Source organism: Streptomyces sp. NPDC091209 (genome assembly GCF_044757755.1).
In the GTDB taxonomy this organism is placed as follows: Bacteria; Actinomycetota; Actinomycetes; order Streptomycetales; family Streptomycetaceae; genus Streptomyces.
Genome location: NZ_JBIVVR010000013.1, coordinates 91,183 through 107,017, shown reverse-complemented (window position 1 = coordinate 107,017; position 15,835 = coordinate 91,183). Strand labels below are relative to the sequence as shown.

The 15,835-nt window shown below is 70.3% G+C and carries 15 protein-coding genes; 9 read left to right on the top strand and 6 right to left on the bottom strand.

Features of this window, described 5'->3' with window-relative positions:
• The first annotated feature begins 260 nt into the window (after positions 1 to 260).
• Complete coding sequence (locus tag ACIQRL_RS31755) at positions 261 to 602, top strand: hypothetical protein (protein WP_401337983.1); 342 nt, start codon at positions 261 to 263, stop codon at positions 600 to 602.
• Positions 603 to 690: 88 nt separating this feature from the next.
• On the opposite strand, the gene ACIQRL_RS31750 is transcribed toward ACIQRL_RS31755, so the two are convergent.
• Together ACIQRL_RS31750 and ACIQRL_RS31745 are read right to left on the bottom strand one after the other, a co-directional pair.
• A complete protein-coding gene (locus tag ACIQRL_RS31750) occupies positions 691 to 1,251 on the bottom strand; it encodes an O-methyltransferase (RefSeq protein WP_401337981.1) in 561 nt (186 codons plus the stop codon).
• Positions 1,252 to 1,460: 209 nt separating this feature from the next.
• On the bottom strand, positions 1,461 to 2,975 hold the full coding sequence (locus ACIQRL_RS31745; RefSeq protein WP_401337979.1) for an MFS transporter: 1,515 nt from the start codon (positions 2,973 to 2,975) through the stop codon (positions 1,461 to 1,463).
• Between the two features lie 91 nt (positions 2,976 to 3,066).
• Here ACIQRL_RS31745 and ACIQRL_RS31740 point away from each other — a divergent pair, with 91 nt between their 5' ends.
• The 3 genes from ACIQRL_RS31740 to ACIQRL_RS31730 all read left to right on the top strand — a co-directional run bounded on the left by ACIQRL_RS31740 (position 3,067) and on the right by ACIQRL_RS31730 (position 7,693).
• Entirely contained in the window at positions 3,067 to 3,627 is a 561-nt protein-coding gene (locus tag ACIQRL_RS31740; RefSeq protein WP_401337977.1) for a TetR/AcrR family transcriptional regulator, read from the top strand.
• A 1,229-nt stretch (positions 3,628 to 4,856) separates the two neighbouring features.
• Complete coding sequence (locus ACIQRL_RS31735) at positions 4,857 to 6,107, top strand: alpha/beta fold hydrolase (RefSeq protein ID WP_401337975.1); 1,251 nt, start codon at positions 4,857 to 4,859, stop codon at positions 6,105 to 6,107.
• The gene (locus ACIQRL_RS31730) at positions 6,104 to 7,693 is read left to right on the top strand and encodes an alpha/beta fold hydrolase (RefSeq protein ID WP_401337973.1); all 1,590 of its coding nucleotides are present in this window, start codon (positions 6,104 to 6,106) and stop codon (positions 7,691 to 7,693) included. Before ACIQRL_RS31735 ends, ACIQRL_RS31730 begins: the two co-directional genes overlap by 4 nt.
• A 327-nt stretch (positions 7,694 to 8,020) precedes the next feature.
• Here the strand turns inward: ACIQRL_RS31730 and ACIQRL_RS31725 are convergent, their stop codons facing one another.
• Entirely contained in the window at positions 8,021 to 8,563 is a 543-nt protein-coding gene (locus ACIQRL_RS31725; RefSeq protein WP_401337971.1) for a GNAT family N-acetyltransferase, read from the bottom strand.
• 128 nt (positions 8,564 to 8,691) lie between these two features.
• A complete protein-coding gene (locus ACIQRL_RS31720) occupies positions 8,692 to 9,009 on the bottom strand; it encodes a hypothetical protein (protein WP_401337969.1) in 318 nt (105 codons plus the stop codon).
• Between the two features lie 415 nt (positions 9,010 to 9,424).
• Between ACIQRL_RS31720 and ACIQRL_RS31715 the strand changes: the two genes are divergently transcribed.
• Positions 9,425 to 10,069 carry a dihydrofolate reductase family protein gene (locus ACIQRL_RS31715; RefSeq protein WP_401337967.1) on the top strand — a complete coding sequence of 215 codons (645 nt, stop codon included), beginning with the start codon at positions 9,425 to 9,427 and terminating at the stop codon, positions 10,067 to 10,069.
• A gap of 141 nt (positions 10,070 to 10,210) precedes the next feature.
• Complete coding sequence (locus ACIQRL_RS31710) at positions 10,211 to 10,642, top strand: pentapeptide repeat-containing protein (protein ID WP_401338230.1); 432 nt, start codon at positions 10,211 to 10,213, stop codon at positions 10,640 to 10,642.
• A 93-nt stretch (positions 10,643 to 10,735) separates the two neighbouring features.
• Here ACIQRL_RS31710 and ACIQRL_RS31705 read toward each other — a convergent pair whose 3' ends face one another.
• The gene (locus tag ACIQRL_RS31705) at positions 10,736 to 11,095 is read right to left on the bottom strand and encodes a helix-turn-helix domain-containing protein (RefSeq protein WP_355855098.1); all 360 of its coding nucleotides are present in this window, start codon (positions 11,093 to 11,095) and stop codon (positions 10,736 to 10,738) included.
• Positions 11,096 to 11,175: 80 nt separating this feature from the next.
• Here ACIQRL_RS31705 and ACIQRL_RS31700 point away from each other — a divergent pair, with 80 nt between their 5' ends.
• The 3 genes from ACIQRL_RS31700 (at position 11,176) to ACIQRL_RS31690 (ending at position 15,213) form a co-directional block, all read left to right on the top strand.
• Positions 11,176 to 11,880 carry an SDR family oxidoreductase gene (locus tag ACIQRL_RS31700; RefSeq protein WP_401337966.1) on the top strand — a complete coding sequence of 235 codons (705 nt, stop codon included), beginning with the start codon at positions 11,176 to 11,178 and terminating at the stop codon, positions 11,878 to 11,880.
• Positions 11,881 to 12,457: 577 nt separating this feature from the next.
• Positions 12,458 to 13,420 carry a hypothetical protein gene (locus ACIQRL_RS31695; protein ID WP_401337965.1) on the top strand — a complete coding sequence of 321 codons (963 nt, stop codon included), beginning with the start codon at positions 12,458 to 12,460 and terminating at the stop codon, positions 13,418 to 13,420.
• A gap of 14 nt (positions 13,421 to 13,434) precedes the next feature.
• Positions 13,435 to 15,213: a M16 family metallopeptidase gene (locus ACIQRL_RS31690; RefSeq protein ID WP_401337963.1), complete on the top strand. Its 1,779-nt coding sequence runs from the start codon at positions 13,435 to 13,437 to the stop codon at positions 15,211 to 15,213.
• A gap of 55 nt (positions 15,214 to 15,268) precedes the next feature.
• Here the strand turns inward: ACIQRL_RS31690 and ACIQRL_RS31685 are convergent, their stop codons facing one another.
• A complete protein-coding gene (locus tag ACIQRL_RS31685) occupies positions 15,269 to 15,514 on the bottom strand; it encodes a DUF3761 domain-containing protein (RefSeq protein ID WP_401337961.1) in 246 nt (81 codons plus the stop codon).
• Positions 15,515 to 15,835: the final 321 nt, after the last annotated feature.

Genomic DNA, 15,835 nt, shown 5'->3' with positions numbered 1-15,835 from the left:
CGCCCACGGAGATCAGCACTTGGCATCAGAGCACGCCCGCTCTCGCGGTGTCCATATGGCCAACCGCGCGGTTCCGGCCGTAAATGCGCGCCTACGACGATCACCGCACCGCGCCGGTCACGGGTGGGGTACCTCCGGCTTCGGGCCTCAGGGACAGGGAGTTGTCAGGACTGCGGCCTCAAGGGCACGGCGCTCAGCAGGACTTGGCGGTCGTGCGAAGGCGGCGTACGGCCAGGACCAGGCCACCGCCGAGGGCGGCCGTGGCAGCCGCGGCGCCGGCGATGAGCGGGGTGCCGTCGGAGCCGGTGCTGGCCAAACTGCCGTCGCCGGAACCGGTGGTGGAGCCGTCCGTCGAAGTGCCGGCCGACGTGGAACCGGTCGACGTGGAACCGGTCGACGTGGAACCGGTGCTGCCCGTGCTGCCCGAACCGCCGGTGGACTGGCCCTCGGGGTCGTTCCCGCCGCCGCCCGCTGTGGCGCCCCCGCCTGTCGAACCGCCTCCGGTGGACGCCCCACCGGAGGTGGCCGGTACGGGTTCGTTGTCGGTGGGGATGGCGATGTGGATCTGGGCCTTGCCATCCGGTCACGTCCTGGACGCCTGAAAGGTGTCGAGGGTTGTGCTGCCGTCCAAGGGGAGGGAGTGGAGGGACCGGTGGCAGGAGCCGGGTCGCCTGCCGGTCGTCGCACTCTTCATCGCTCTCGGTTCCGGGCCGACCGCACCGCCATGAGGAGCCCGCTCCCCCAGGCCATGCGGACGGAGCGGAAGTCCTCTCGTGACTCCAGGTCGGTCAGGAGCCGTTCGACCGCGGCCTCGTGGTCCGTCGGCCAGTCGGGCCGCGGGTCGAGGTCGTCGATCAGATACGTTCCGCCGGGGGCCACGAGTCGCAGGGCGCGTTCCAGGTGGCTGAACTTGCCGGGCCAGGTGTCCGCGAACACCAGGTCGAACGGTTCTCCTTCGTAGTTCCGCAGCCATGCGCCGCCGTCTCCGGTCACGAAGGTCACCCGGGGATCGGACCTCAACTCCTGGCGGGCTACCTGCTGCACGGCCTGGTCACGTTCGACCGTGACCAGGCGAGAAGCGCTGTCCATTCCACTGAGGAGCCAGGCGGTGCCTTCCCCCACACCCGTGCCGAGTTCGAGGATGCGGCCACCGGGACAGGCTGCCGCGAGGACGGCCAGCAGGCTGCCGGTGCGCTCCTCGCAGGACCTGGTGAAGTCGGCTTCGCGCGCCGCGGCACGCAGGGCCGGCAAACATTCCGGGAGTCGGTTCGGCATGTCGTCCATCCGGGGATGATGCGGCCGCCGCGCCTGCCCCGCAACACGTTTCCCGCTCTCTCAGCGCCTCCCCGGCCCGTCCCTGACACCATGCTGTCCCAGGTCGGATGATCGACGACGCGGGTCGCGACCGGTTCGACCCACCGCCCAAGTTGGCTGCCTGTCATCCCGGCCGCGAGCCGGCATCATGCCGTGGTCTGCTCGCCGATCGGGTCGGCGACGGGCGTGTCCGCTTGGCCGTCCGCGGCACTCCGCGCGCGGAGCATCGCCCACCCGACCAGCGCCGCGGCCACGACGGTGAGAACGAGACCAGCGGTGGTGACCGCCTCCTGGAATTCCGCGGACTGCCGCCTGCTCCAGTTCGCTGTGGCGATGTTGCCGGTGAAGAGCGCGGCGAGGATGGTGCCGGTGACGGCGATACCGACGCCGGAGGTGACTTCGGTCGCGGTGTCGGTGAGCGCCGCGCCGATCGACGTCCGGTCCTTCGGCAGGCCACCGAGCACGTTGACCGCGGCGACGACACCGGCCACGCGCAGACCGGCGGCTACGAGTACGAGCGCGAGCGCGACCCATACGTACCCGAAACGGCTCAGCAGACTGTAGATGGCGAGCCCGAACACGACCGCCGCGGCACCGAGCCATGCGGCGCGGCCGATACCGACGCGTCGCACGAGCGGATTGATGAACGGGCCGGCCGCGAGGAGGACGACGACCTGCGGCAGCATTCCGATCGCCGCGAGCGCGGGCGTCCACCCCCAGTCGAGCTGCAGTTGCAGCGTCACCATGTAGCCGAGGCCGGCGGTCGCGAGACCCGCGGCGGCCTTGTAGGCCAGACCGCTGGAGACGAGCGGGCGGGCGACGAGCTTCGGATCGAGAAGCGGATGGCGGGTCGAGCGCTGGCGGAGGAAGAAGGAGATCGCCCCCGCAACGGCCGCGGCGGTGGCCGTCCATGGTCCCCATGAGCGGGTGCCTTCGTTCACGAACAGCGTCGGTGCGACGAGCGCGAGCACGATCGTCGCCGTGCCCAGCACCGCTCCCAGGACGTCCACCGGGTCGCGGTGGAGGTCAGCAGCTTCGTCCGCGGCGACGCCGACCCGTACACCGATGATCGCGAGCACGGCGATCGGCACGTTCACCAGCAGCAGGACTTGCCAGGGCGCGATGGCGAGCACGAAGCCTCCCGTCGTCGGGCCGATCGCGAGCCCGATCAGACCAACGGTCGAGATGAGCGTTATCGCACGGACGCGCAGGCCCTCCTCATCGAACAGCCGGAAGGCCAGGGCCATCGACCCCGGAGTCGTCATCGCCGCCGCGACGCCCATCACCGCCCGGACGGCGATCAGTTGCTCCGCGGTGGTGACGAAGGCGGTCGCCAGGCTCGCGATGCCGAGCAGCGTCAGCCCGATGAGCATGATCCGTCGTCGGCCGTACCGGTCGGCCACCGCGCCGAACACCAGCATCAGACCGCCGAACACGACTCCGTACGCGCCTGTCACCCATTGCAGCGCGATCGTCGAAGCATGCAGCTCGCGTCCGATCGTGGGCAACGCGACGTTCAAGATCGAATCGTCCAGCATCTCGAACAGGAACACCGCGGACAGTCCGGCCAGGGCCACCCAGGCCTCGCGCAACGACCGGGGTGCGCCAGGAGAGGGGTCCGCCGCCGCGAGTACGGGTCCGGTCTTGTTGGGAGTTCTCACGAGCAGCCACCTAAGATAGAGAGTCCTGTCTTACGACGGCCAGAGTAGGGCGCTAGAATAAGATAGGCAAATCTATCCAAGGGAGGTTCGGATGCCCGAGCGGCGCCGCGGGGCGGCACTGGAGCAGGCGCTCCTCGATGCGGCCTGGGAAGAACTCACGGACACCGGCTACGCCAGGTTCACGATGGACGCCGTCGTTCGGCGGGCGGGCACCAGCCCTCCCGTTCTGTACCGCCGCTGGTCCGACCGTGACGAACTCGTGCGGGCGGCCATCGTCCACACCCTGGAGAAGCACCGCCTCGACGTTCCCGACACGGGAAGCCTGCGGGGGGATGTCCTCGCCCTCATGCGGGAGATCAACGCCACCCGGGTCCAGTTCGTCACCCTCATGACCGTGCACCTGGCCGGCTACTACCAGGAGACCGGCACCGGCCCCGGCGACCTCCGCACGACAGGGCGCGAGAAAGGGCTCGACGTACTGTTCGACCGGGCCATCGACCGCGGCGAGGCCCAACCGGAACGCCTCACCGAACGCATCAGGACGCTCCCCTTCGACCTGCTGCGCCACGAAATCCTCACGACCTTCGCCCCCGTGCCCGACCACGTCCTCGAGGAGATCGTCGACACGGTCTTCCTCCCTTTGGTGCGCTGACGGCGGCATCGGACCTCTCGCGAACGGTCGGGCTCGTCCTGGAGGTGCCGGTCGCGGGGTCGCCGCCATCACCGCGCGGCTTTCGAGCGTCGCGCCCGGCGATCAGTGTTCGCGGGAAACGGGCGAGGTTCGCCCTTGTCGCTGTCCGGCGCCGGTGTCGGAAACAAGGGTGCTCCTCGCCGGCGTGCGCGCGGTGAACCAGGCCTGCATCAGGCGCCGTTCGCCCCGCCGTAGGGTCGGAATTCACTGACGAGCCTGTCGGCGTCCGCCAGAATCGGCGCATGCCGAGAATCGGCTCCATGGTGATGGGCGTCTCCGACGTGCCGCGCGCTGCGGCGGCCAGCCCGCTCCGCGTGCTGGCCGCCTGCCCGCTGATCGAGCCGGAACGGTAGGAAGACGCCGAGGCACACCGCCCACACCGAAGAGGCTGGGCCGCTCGACGTGCCGCAGCCGGGACGGCGTCCATCCGCCGAGGACGGAACACACCCCGCCAAGTCCAAGCCTCCGACAGCGCCGGACAGCTGATCAGCAGCGGGTCGTGAGACTGCCCGAGCCGCCCGGGCCCACCGGCGGCCGCCCACCGTCCGGGGCGAGCCGGGCCTGCGTCGATCAGTCCTGGAGCGCAGCGCACGAACCGGCCGAGTGACTGTTCGGCACGACCGGGTGATCGGCGCCGGGGTGATACCGAGGCCCAAGTGGAGCCCACGAGTGGTGGGCGTCTCGCCACCGACCCAGGCTGGCGTACGCAGTCCCCGCCCCGGCCATACGGAGGCGGGCGAAGCCACATGGCGTCGTTCCGGTCGAGACGGCCGGGGCCGTCGGAGAGACGGGATCACATGACGGAACAGGGCATCAGTCCCGGCTGCCTGCCGTCCGTTCACGGGAACGGCGGGACCGTACGAAAAAGGATGCAGCACCGGTACGCACGGCGACGCTCCCGGCGCGCGCGCACCACCATGGCGCTCGTCGCGGCCTCTCTGGCCTTCATGGGAGCGGCCGGCGCGGCACCGGGCCCTGCCGTCTCACCACCGGTCGGTGAGGCCGGGTCAGGATCTGCGGCACGGTTCGTGCCCGGTCCATGCCCGAACACACCCGAACCGATCCCCGGCCGATGCGGGGTTCTGGAGGCGCCCGAGAACCGCGCCCACCGTCGGGGGCGGACCGTCCGGCTGACCGTCGCGATCATTCCGGCCGCGTCGGCGACACCGGCAAAGGACCCGGTGGTGTTCATGAGCGGAGGCCCCGGTGGCGACACGATGGCGGACATTCCCTTCCTGATCGACGCCGGTGTGAACCGGGACCGCGATCTCATCGTCATGGCTCAGCGCGGAACGCTGCATTCGCGGCCGAACCTCGCCTGCCCGGAAATCGACCGGTTCAACGCCCGGTCCGTGGGCCTGCGCTACGACGCGCCGTCGACCGGGCGCCTTCTGGTGCGCGCGGCGAAGAAGTGCCGGGACCGTCTGACGGCCGACGGAATCGACCTGAGCGCCTACAACACCACCGAGAACGCCGCCGACTTCGCCGACCTGCGCAAGGCGCTGGGCATCCGCAGATGGGACGTCTACGGGTACTCCTACGGCACCGATCTGGCCCTCACCTTCCTGCGCCGCCACCCGCAAGGTATCCGCTCGGTGGCCATCGACTCCGTCGTACCGCCGCAGATCGTGAGCCTGCCGTGGACCTGGGACAGCGCCCAGGAGGGGATCGGCGCGATCTTCGCGGCGTGCGCGGCCCAGCCCCTGTGCGACCGCCGCTACCCGGATCTCCCGCGCACACTGACCCGGCAGATCCGGCGGCTGGAGGCGCGTCCCCTCACGACGACCGCGCGGCCGCCGGGCGGCGGCGACCCGGTGAAGGTCGTCCTCGACGGGGGTGCGCTGGCGAACCTGCTGGTCGCCAACGCGGTCCCGGCCGTCGACGTCCCCGCGGCCCTCGACGAACTCGCCCACGGAAACCCTGAGCGCTTCGCGCGGGCCGCCGCCGCCGGCGCGCATCCCGTCATCGGCGAGTTCGCCCACGGCCTGACCCAGTCGGTGGCCTGCAGCGAGTGGGTACCGGGCTATTCGCAGGCCGACCTGCTGAGAGCCGGTCGCAGGGCGTTCCCCGGGTGGCCGGACTCGGTCCTGGCCCAGGCTCCGCAACTTCCCTTCGAGCACGACGTGTGCCGCGTCTGGAACGTCCCGGACCGCACCCCCGTCCAGCGGATCGCGACCGTCAGCGACGTGCCGACGCTCATCGTCTCCGGCAGCTTCGACGCGAAGACCGGAGCGCGCTGGGGACCGTACACGGGCCGTACCCTGTCCCGTTCGACGGCCGTGCTGATTCCCGGCATCGGCCACTGGGTGGTTGCGCAGTCGCCCTGCGCGCAAAGCGTCCTGGCGTCCTTCCTCACCCAGCCGGGCTCGCCCGACACGGCCTGTGTGGCGGGGCTCGCACCGAAACCGTTCACCATCACCCCCGACCCGGAGAGCTCATGATGTCCAGCCGTCCACCCCACCACCGGAGCACCCCGCGACGGCTCCCGGCCGTGCTGGCCGGAGCAACGGCCGGCGTCCTCGCCCTCGGCCTCACCGTGACACCCGCGCGAGCCGAGGCCGGCCCGGCAGCGCCTCTCGGGACAGTCGCCCGGACGGTGGGCGACGCCCGCTTCGTGCCGGGTGACTGCCCGAGGACGGCGGACCCTGCCCCGGCTCTCGAAGGGGCCCGCTGTGGAACGCTCACGGTGCCCGAGAACCGTTCCCGTCACAGGGGACGGAAGATCACCCTCGGGGTCGCGATCGTTCCGGCGCTCGCAAGCAGACCGGCACGCGATCCGATCGTGTGGTTCGCCGGCGGACCGGGCGACGACGCGGTCTCCGAGGCCCAACTGGCGGTCGACGGAGGCCTGAACCGCGACCGGGACGTGATCCTCATGTCCCAGCGGGGGACCTACTCGGCCGACCCCGTGCTCACCTGCCCGAACATCGACGAGTTCAACGCGCGGGCGTTGGGCCTCGTCTACGGTGCGCCGTCCACCGGGCGCCTGCACGTCGACGCGACGCGGACCTGCCGCGAGCAGTCGGCGAGGCGCGGCGACCTCAGCGCCTACGACAGCACCGAGAGCGCCACCGACTACGCCGACCTGCGCGTCGCACTGGGCATCAGGCGATGGAACGTCTTCGGTATCTCCTACGGCACCGACCTGGCCCTCATCTACATGCGCGACCACCCCCAGGGCATCCGGTCGGTCGGCATCGACGGCGTCCTGCCGCCGTCCCTGGCAGGAGGGGCCGTGACCTGGAGCGCCGCACGGCAGGGCTTCGACGGCCTGTTCACGGCCTGTGCCGAGCAGCCCTCCTGCAACCGTCGCTACCCGCACCTGTCGGACACGTTCGAACGCCTCGTCCGCCGGCTCGAAGCCCGGCCGCTCACCACCATGGTCACCGTGCCGGGCCAACCGGCGCCGGTGAAGGTCGTACTGGACGGCGGCGTCCTGGTGAACTGGCTGACCTCGGCCACCCACGTGGCGGCCGGAGTGCCCCGCTCCATCGACGAGTTGGCCCACGGCAACCCGCAGCGCGTCGCGGAGCAGTGGGCGGGGGGCAAACTCAGCCCGCAAGCCGTGGGCAGGATTGCCCACGGGCTCGCCTACGGGGTCTTCTGCCGCGAGTGGACACCCTTCGAGAGCGAGGCCGACGTCATCCGGGGAGGGCGGCGCGCGTTCCCCTCCTTCCCCCTCTCGGTGCTCGCCAACGCTCCGCAACTTCCCTTCCTCCACGCGGACTGCCGAGCCTGGGACGTCCCGGCGGCACCCCGCTCGGTGCGTGACGTGACGCGGAGCGACATCCCGACCCTCGTCCTGTCGGGCGGGTTCGACGCCCAGACCGCGCCGAGCAACGGTGCGTATGTCGCCCGTACGTTGAGCCGGTCCACCACCATCACGGTCCCCTACGTCGCCCATGTCACCTTCGCCGAGTCGCCGTGCGCCCAGGCGATCACCAACTCGTTCTTCGACAGCCCGACAGCGCCGAACACGAGGTGCCTCGCAGGTCTCCAGCCGCCGGAGTTCGACACCGGACCGTAGGACCCGGGCTGTATTCCCGGGCCGTCGACCCGTACGACCGGACCGCGCAACCGTTGGACCGGACCGTGGAACTGATGGCGGCCGTCCCGACCGGTCTGGTGAAACTGGGAGTTCAGACCACACGGGAGGCACGGCACCGGCTCCCGACGGCTACGCCCTTCGGTACCGTGTCGCATGATCGAAGCGCGCCCCGGCCCGTGCTTGTCCCAGGACAGCACGGGCCGGGGCGCAGTGCGGTGGCAGTAACGGCGCGTCCCGAGCAACCGGTGTGCCGGCCGGACGAGTTCGCCGTTCACGGCGGAAGCCGCTCGACGAGGAGGCTGAGTGTCAGGGGCGGTTCAGACCCCACGTCTGCAGGGCGTAGGGCCGCCCCTTCTCCTCTCCTGTGATCAAGGGCACGTCGAGCAGGCTGAAGCCCGACTGGGTGGCCACGGCGACGCTGGCCGCGTTCTCGGCCTCCAGTTCCAGGATCACCTGCCCAGCGTCCAACTGCTCGAAGGCGTAGGCGGCCATCACCTTTACCGCCCGCGTCGCGAGCCCCTGGCCGCGGTGCGCGGGACCGACCACGTAGCCGAGCTCCGTGCCCTCGGGGGCGCGCCGCAGCATCACCTCGCCGAGCGGTGCGCCGCCGTCGACCGTGATGGCGAGCAGGACGCTCGTGCCCTCAGCCCTCATCCGCCGGTCCCGTTCCAGGCGTGCGCGGGCGGCCGCCTCGTCGAAGGGGGAGACGAGCGGTGTCCAGTAGGCGATGTCGGGGTGGTCGAACAGCTCCGGCATCGCCGTGAGGTCCGCCTCCGTCCAGTCACGGAGAACGAGACCCTCCCCCGAGAGCTCGATCCGCTCGGGAAAGGACGACATGGTGCTGTTCATGGTGCGGAACCTCTCTGGCCTGTTCAGGACGAAGCAGGATAGCCGGGAGCAGGTGAAGGAGCCCACCTGCGTCGTGCGAAGACGCCCGGCCCGGGTTCGCCGACAGCACCGCTCCCCCTCGTGGACATCTATAGAGCGTGATGCAGCCAGCGCTGGAGCACGTCGTTGACGTCTGCCGGGAGGGCGCTGATCTGGTCAATGACGGCACGGTCTTCAGGCATCGGCGGGATACCGGCGGCGGTGAGTGTCGCGTGCAGGGCGAGGCGTCGCTGGTCGTGCGGGTCGAGGGTGTAGCTGAGGCGGCGGGCGGGGTCGGGCGGCGGCAGGTAGGAGTCGATCTCATCGCGGGGCTGGTCCGGAGTCGGCCAGGCGGCGTCCCGGGAAGATGCGGCATAGGGGTCGACGAAGGCGCAGGAACCGAGGGTCTCGCTGTTCCAGGGGGTCATCTCTGTCTCCTCACCAGGTGAGCTGCGGCGGTTACTGGTCCAGAGCTCGGAAGGGCCCACTTCGGTTGCGTCCGGGACCGCGACATCACACTGACGGCGCCTTCGGCGGCTGATCACCTCGTGTGACGACCAGACGGCAGCCGTCGCTGCGAAGCCACTGAGCAAGAGGAACCGTTCCGGTGACCCGGACGAGGTGGCCCGTCGTCCCGGTGCCGCCGGTCCAGCCGTAACGGCCGGGCCATCAAGGGGCCGACCTCGGCGTCGACGGATCCGACGGCCAGGACATCGACCCGGTCGCCGCGGGCCACCAGGAAGAAGGTGCGGGCCGCTGTCGATCCGGGCACGTCCCGTTCGACGTCCTGGATGGGGGCGCTTCGCGACACGAGGTTGCGACCAGGACCTGAAGAGGAAACACATGGATCAGCTACTGAGAGTCATGAACTTCAACGTCTCAAGTGACGGCATCGGAGCCGGTGAGCACCAGAGCTTCGAGAGTCCGTTCGGCCACGCCCATCCCGAGAGGCTGTTCGCCTGGGCCGGCGCCACGGCGAGCTGGCCCATGCGCAGCGACCCCGGAGGGAGCCGAGGCCTCGACGACTACTTCACGCGGGACTTCGCACGCAACATCGGCGCCGAGATCATGGGCCGCAACAAGTTCGGCCCGCAGCGCGGTCCCTGGACCGACCATGACTGGCGCGGCTGGTGGGGTGACGAACCCCCGTTTCGCACCCCGGTGTTCGTCATGACGCACCACAAGCGTCCCTCGATCACGCTCTCCGACACCACGTTCCACTTTGTCGACGGCAGCCCGATCTCGGTCCTCGACCGGGCACGGGAGGCAGCGCGGGGCAAGGACGTCCGACTCGGCGGCGGGATCGCCACCGTCCGGCAGTTCCTTGATGCCGACCTCGTCGACACCCTGCACGTGGCGGTCTCGCCGGTGAAGCTCGGGTCCGGCCTACGGCTCTGGGAGTCGCCCGACGACCTGCTCGACCGGTTCCGTCTCGACGTCGTCCCCAGCCCGAGCGGCGTGACGCACCACCTGTTCTGGCGAAAATGACACGAGCGACCACTCGGGAATCCGACCACGGCCCATCCCTTTCCGATCCGCCAGGACCTGTGGGATCGGCCGGCGGGCGGCTCGCGGCCGGGGAACGGGGACGACGGATACCGATCGGGCTGACAGGCTGTCGCACATGACATCGCCACCCTCCGCGAGACGACGACTTGCCGCTCTGCCCCGTTATGCGGCCGTGAACGGCGAGAACTTCAGCGCCAGGATCTAGCCTCCGCTCGCACCTCGCACCTGCGGTTCACTCGCTGCTCGTTCACCGGGGCCGATCTGCGTCACGCCACCTTGGACGGGTGTTCGTTCACGCTGTGCGATTTCAGCGGCGCAGACCTGCGCGGGGCTTCGCTACGCGGGGCATGCCTGGCCGGATGCGATCTACGGGCCGCCGACCTGCGCGACACCGACCTGACCGACGCCACACTCGGAAGCGTGAACACCGGCATGCCCCCGCTCGGGCTGACCGACGTCACCGGGGCCCGGTTCGAGGGAGCCTCTCTGCGCAACGTTCAAGCGGCAGGCATCACCGGACGGCCATCAGGGGGCGGCGGGAACGACTGGTAGTCCTTGTCGAACACGGCCAGGGCCTCTGGAACTCGCCGAGGCCCTGGCCGCGCCGGCCGCGACCGGGGTTCATGTCGGCAGTCGACTCATGGGTCAGAGAATCGGCTGCCGGGCTCGGGCCGCCTCGATGTCCGGGACATGCTCCTCGGCCCAGAGTCGTACGGCGCGGAGCGGGATGAGCAAAGAGCGGCCCAGCGGTGTCAGGGCGTACTCGACGCGGGGCGGGTTCTCGTCGTACTCGTGGCGGCTGACCAGACCGTCGGCTTCCAGGGAGCGCAGGGTCTCGGTCAGGACCTTCGGGGTGATGCCCCGGATATGGCCCTTCAGTTCGGTGAAGCGGCGAGGTCCGTCGTCGAGGGCGTTGACGACGAACACGGTCCAGCGGGCGCCGATACGGTGCAGCACCGTGCGGCTCGGGCAGGTCGCTGCCATCACGTTGTACGCCTTGCCCATCGCTGCTCCCAGTTTCGTTGAAGATACCGGTATCAAAACCATACCGTGGCACTCGATCCTACGAAAGGGAGTCGAGACACATGGAACGGATCCTTGTCATCGGTGGCGCACGGGCGCTCGGCGCGGCCGTCGCGAGGCGTGCGGCGAAGGACGGGTACGACGTTGTTGTCGGTGCCCGCGAACTGGCGGCGGCCGACGGGCTGGCGCGCGAGATCGGAGGCACAGCGGTACGGGTCGATCTGCAGGACGAGTCGACGCTCGCGGCCGCGGCGGCACGGCTGAAGGACGGAATCGACCACATCGTGACGACCGGTTCGGCGCCGCACGACGTTCGCGCGACCGAGCTGGATCGCGACAAGCTGCTGGCGGCGTTCACGGCGAAGGTGGTCGGCCCGATGCTGGTGGCCAAGCACTTCGCGCCGGTCCTGCGGCCGACCGGGTCGATGGTGCTGTTCTCCGGTGTGGTCGCCTGGCGCCCTGGGCCGGGATCACTCGTCAAGGGCGTCACGAACGGTGCGGTCGAGTACGCCGCGCGCCACCTGGCGGCGGATCTGGCGCCGGTACGGGTCAATGCCGTCTCGCCCGGCGTCGTGGACTCGGGCGCATGGGATCGCCTGGGTGACAAGAAGACCGCCTTGTTGAGCAAGAGCGCGGACGGCACCTTGGTCGGACGCCACGGCGAGGCCGACGACGTCGTCGACACGGTGATGTGGCTCCTGCGCGCGGGCTTCGCCTCCGGCGAGACGATCCACGTCGAGGGCGGCGCCCGGCACAAGTCCGCCTGATCGGCAACGGCGTCCATCAAGCCGCGTGAGGCAGCGCTCGCGATCTCGAAAGCCCTCGCCGTCCAGGCGGCGATGGACGCCGTTCTCGGCATGAGGGCACCCGAGCACACGCCATCACCCGGAGTCGGAGGGACAGTCACTTGGACACCAGGAGCCGGCACCGGCGAAACGAACCGACCGAGACGGCGGCCGGGAAGGGCACCGGGGGTGGGTTACCGGCCTGACCGGTGGCCTGTGGTCTCACATCCGAGACGAGCCCGAACGCGCCTTCTCCGCCGCTACCTTCATCTCCACATGCTCGACATCGTCCGGGCTACCACAGGCGGGTCGGCGCCGCGCACGCCGGCCCGACCAACTCTTCCCCATCGAAGGGGAATCGGAGCGGGAGTACGTCTACTACGACCACGCCATCCATGGCATCACCCGCCGGGGCGGCCTTGCCCTCGCAGGGCGGAAAACGAAGTCACACCTGTCCCAACCGGCTGATAACCTGCGATGACTTGAACACGTCAACATGTGTCGGCGCGCCCAAAGCCGATCGGTGCGCCGTCGTCGGGTGAACGCCAGGGGGCACACCATGAGCACCACAACTGTCGGCGACAGACCGGGGTCTCCGGGGCCGCGTTTCGACGAGCACGACCACGTTCCTGAACTCGTCCCGTTGCGCAAGGCCACCGGGAAGGCCGACTGGGACGCCGTGCAAGCCTGCTTCGAGGCCCTCGACTCGGCGGAGAAGGCCTCCTTCGCCTCGGGCATCGTCGCCGGGACCGACGGCATCGAGGGCTTTCTGCGCCGCGCGGCCGCACGTCTCCCGGGCGAGCCGCTGCCGCGCACCCTGCTCGCCGACCACTACGTCCGCGTCGGATGGGGTATCCGCGGCAGAGCCCAGGCCGCGCATGTCTCCCGCGAGCAGTTCGACCGGTTTCACGGCTGCCTGGAGCGGGCCGAGCAGATCCTGATCGAGGTGTGCGGCGAGCATCCGTCGTACGCCCACGCCTGGACCGTACGACTGATCACCGCCCGTGGCCTGGAGCTGGGCCGGGCCGAAGCACGCCGACGCTACGACCGGCTCTGCGCCCACCACCCGCACCACTACCCGGCGCAGGCACAACTCCTGCAGCAGTTGTGCCCGAAGTGGGGCGGTTCCTGGGAAGCCGCGCACGGATTCGCCCAGGAGGCCGTGGCCGCAGCGCCCGCCGGTTCGCACTCCGGTGCCCTGGTCGCGCACGCTCATCTGGAACACTGGCTGGTGCTGGACGGCGCGAGTGCCGCCACATATCTGCGGGACGTGGCCGTCCGCAACGACTTGCGTCGGGCCGCCCAGGCCTCCGTACTGCACCCCGACCACCGGCCCGGCTGGTACGGGCTCGGCGCCCACAACGCGTTCGCGATGGCGTTCTCGCTGGGCGGCCACCACGCCGACGCGGCGCCGCACTTCCGTGAACTCGGCGACCGGCCGACGGAGTTCCCCTGGCACTACCTGCCGCATCGGACGGAAGCGTTCGTCACGTACCGCAACAAGGCGCTGGCGAAGGGCTGAGGGGACGCACCGACATGACCACCGAATCGAAGGCCGACAGCTCCCTGCGAGACCCTGGCCTCGACGCCCTCGAAGGCTTCGTCTCGCACACCACCACCCAGGCCATCCCGACCCTTTACGCGCCGCGCCGGGGCGAGATCACGGCCGGTCTCTTCTTCCGCGTGGGCCGCGCCGACGAGACCCTGGCCACGGCCGGGATCACCCATCTCGTCGAACACCTCGCCCTGCACGGCCTGGGCTTGTCGGATCTGCACTACAACGGCACGACGGCGGACGCGTACACGCTGTTCCACGTCACCGGCGACGAGGACGAGATCGTCACCTATCTCAACGGTCTTTGCGCCGCCCTGCGTGACCTACCGCTGGACCGTCTGGAAACGGAGAAGGAGATCCTGCGCACGGAGGCCACAAGCCGCGGGAACGGTCCCGACTCCCAGCTGCCACTGTGGCGTTACGGCGCCCAGGGCTACGGTCTCTCCAGCTTCGAGGAATTCGGAACCCGAAGTCTGACAGCCGACCAGGTACGGCGCTGGGCCGAGACACGCTTCACCCGGGACAACGCGGTGCTGTGGATCACCAGCGATCGGGTACCAGCCGGCCTGGACCTCACTCTGCCCGCGGGCGGTCGCATCCCGGCACCGGCCGCGTCCAGTGCGCTGCCCGTCACGCCCGCCTACTTCCGGGGTCACAACGGCCACGTCGTCTTCAACTCCGTGCTGCGCCGGTCCACTTCGGCCGCCGTCTTCGCCGAGGTCCTGAGCCGTGCCCTGTTCCAGGACCTGCGCCATGAAGGAGGCTACTCGTATTCGGCGGAGGCCCACTACAGCCCGCGCGACGCCGACTTCGCCACCGTCACCGCGTACGCCGACGCGCTGCCGCAGAAACAGGACGCCGTGGTCGGCGGGTTCGTCGACACATTGGCCCGGCTGCGCGCCGGCACCATCGAGCAGAGCGAACTCGAGTCCGCGCGCGGCAAGTTGAACAAGGCGTACGACGCTCCCGACCTCGGCGCCGGGATGCTGGCGTCGTACGCCCTCAGCCTCCTGCTCGGGCACCCGATCCTGACCCCCGAGCAGCACAAGGCCGACTTGCACGCGGTCACCGTGGCGGACCTGCGCGAGGTCGCCCGCGAGGCGTGGAACGGCGGGCTGCTCCAGGTGCCGACCCGCGGCGCCGACTGGGCCGGCCTCACTCCGGCCCCGCACCACTCCTCGTCGGCGGTCACGGGCACCCGGCATCCGTCGCTCGAGGACGAGGACGTCACGCTGGTCATCGGTACCGAAGGGGTGAGTCTGCTGACGCCCGGCGGCCCCAGCAGCGTGCGGTACGAGGCGTGCGCCGCCATGACGACGCGCCCCGACGGGGCCCGGGAACTGACCGGCGTCGACGGCTTCAGCGTAACCGTCGAACCGACCCTGTTCCGGGACGTCACGCCCGAGCGACTCGCGGTGCTGGACGCGGCCGTGCCCGCCGCCGCGGTCGTCCCCCTGCCCGCCCGCACCGCGGGGCAGATTCCACAGCCGCGCGAACGGACGGCCCCTGGCCCGCAGGCCGCGGCCGGCAGAGGGAAGAAGTCGGGGGGCAGGACGGCCGGAGGCAGGACGGCCCTGACGAGCCGATTCGTCGTCCTGGCGGCGATGGCCGGCCTGTTGCCCCTGCTCCTCCTCGCTCTCGTCATCAACGCGGCCGACGGGGCACACCCGTCCGGCTTCCCCTGGGTCGCCGGGATCGTGCTGGAATACGCACTGATCCGCGCCGCCCGCAGGCTGTACCGGGCACGGAAACGCGGCTGACCACCCGGGAAACGCCGCAACCGGGGCCTGCGATGTACGGGCCCCGGGGCGGTGGTCAGCGGTACCAGTAGCGGACGCCACGGTGGTGGCTGCAGGTGCCGGAGAAGTGGGCGGCATAGCTGTAGGTGCCGTCCTTGCACTTCGCGGTCGCGCCGCGTGGGTGCGGGCTGTTGGCCTTGCACACCCCGACGGTGTGGTGGGCGCAGCCGGCGGCCGCGGCCGGTCCGGCGGCTGCCAGCGGCGTCAGGAGGGCGGCAGCCACGGTGAAGGCGGCGGCGCCGGTGCGCAGGCGGGTCAGCATCAAGGGTCCCCCAGGTGATGGATTCGGTGAGGGGCCCAGCCTGGTGGGGCGGGTGCTGCGGTGCGGGGATCCCCCGAGGCTGAGACGGGATCCGGACATAAGAGATGATTCTGTGACTTTATGTTCGATGGTGTGCGATGCCATGCCGCTGCCGCGCCCCCTTGAAGGGAGGCCCACCGGCCACCTCAGGGACCGTGCATGGTTCGAGACAGTCAGCACTGGACCATGCGGTTGCCGTCTCGAACTTCCGGCACCCCCGACACCAAGATCACTCACCCGAACGCGCCTTGAACCGCGCCGACTTGCCCCCTTCACCTCTTC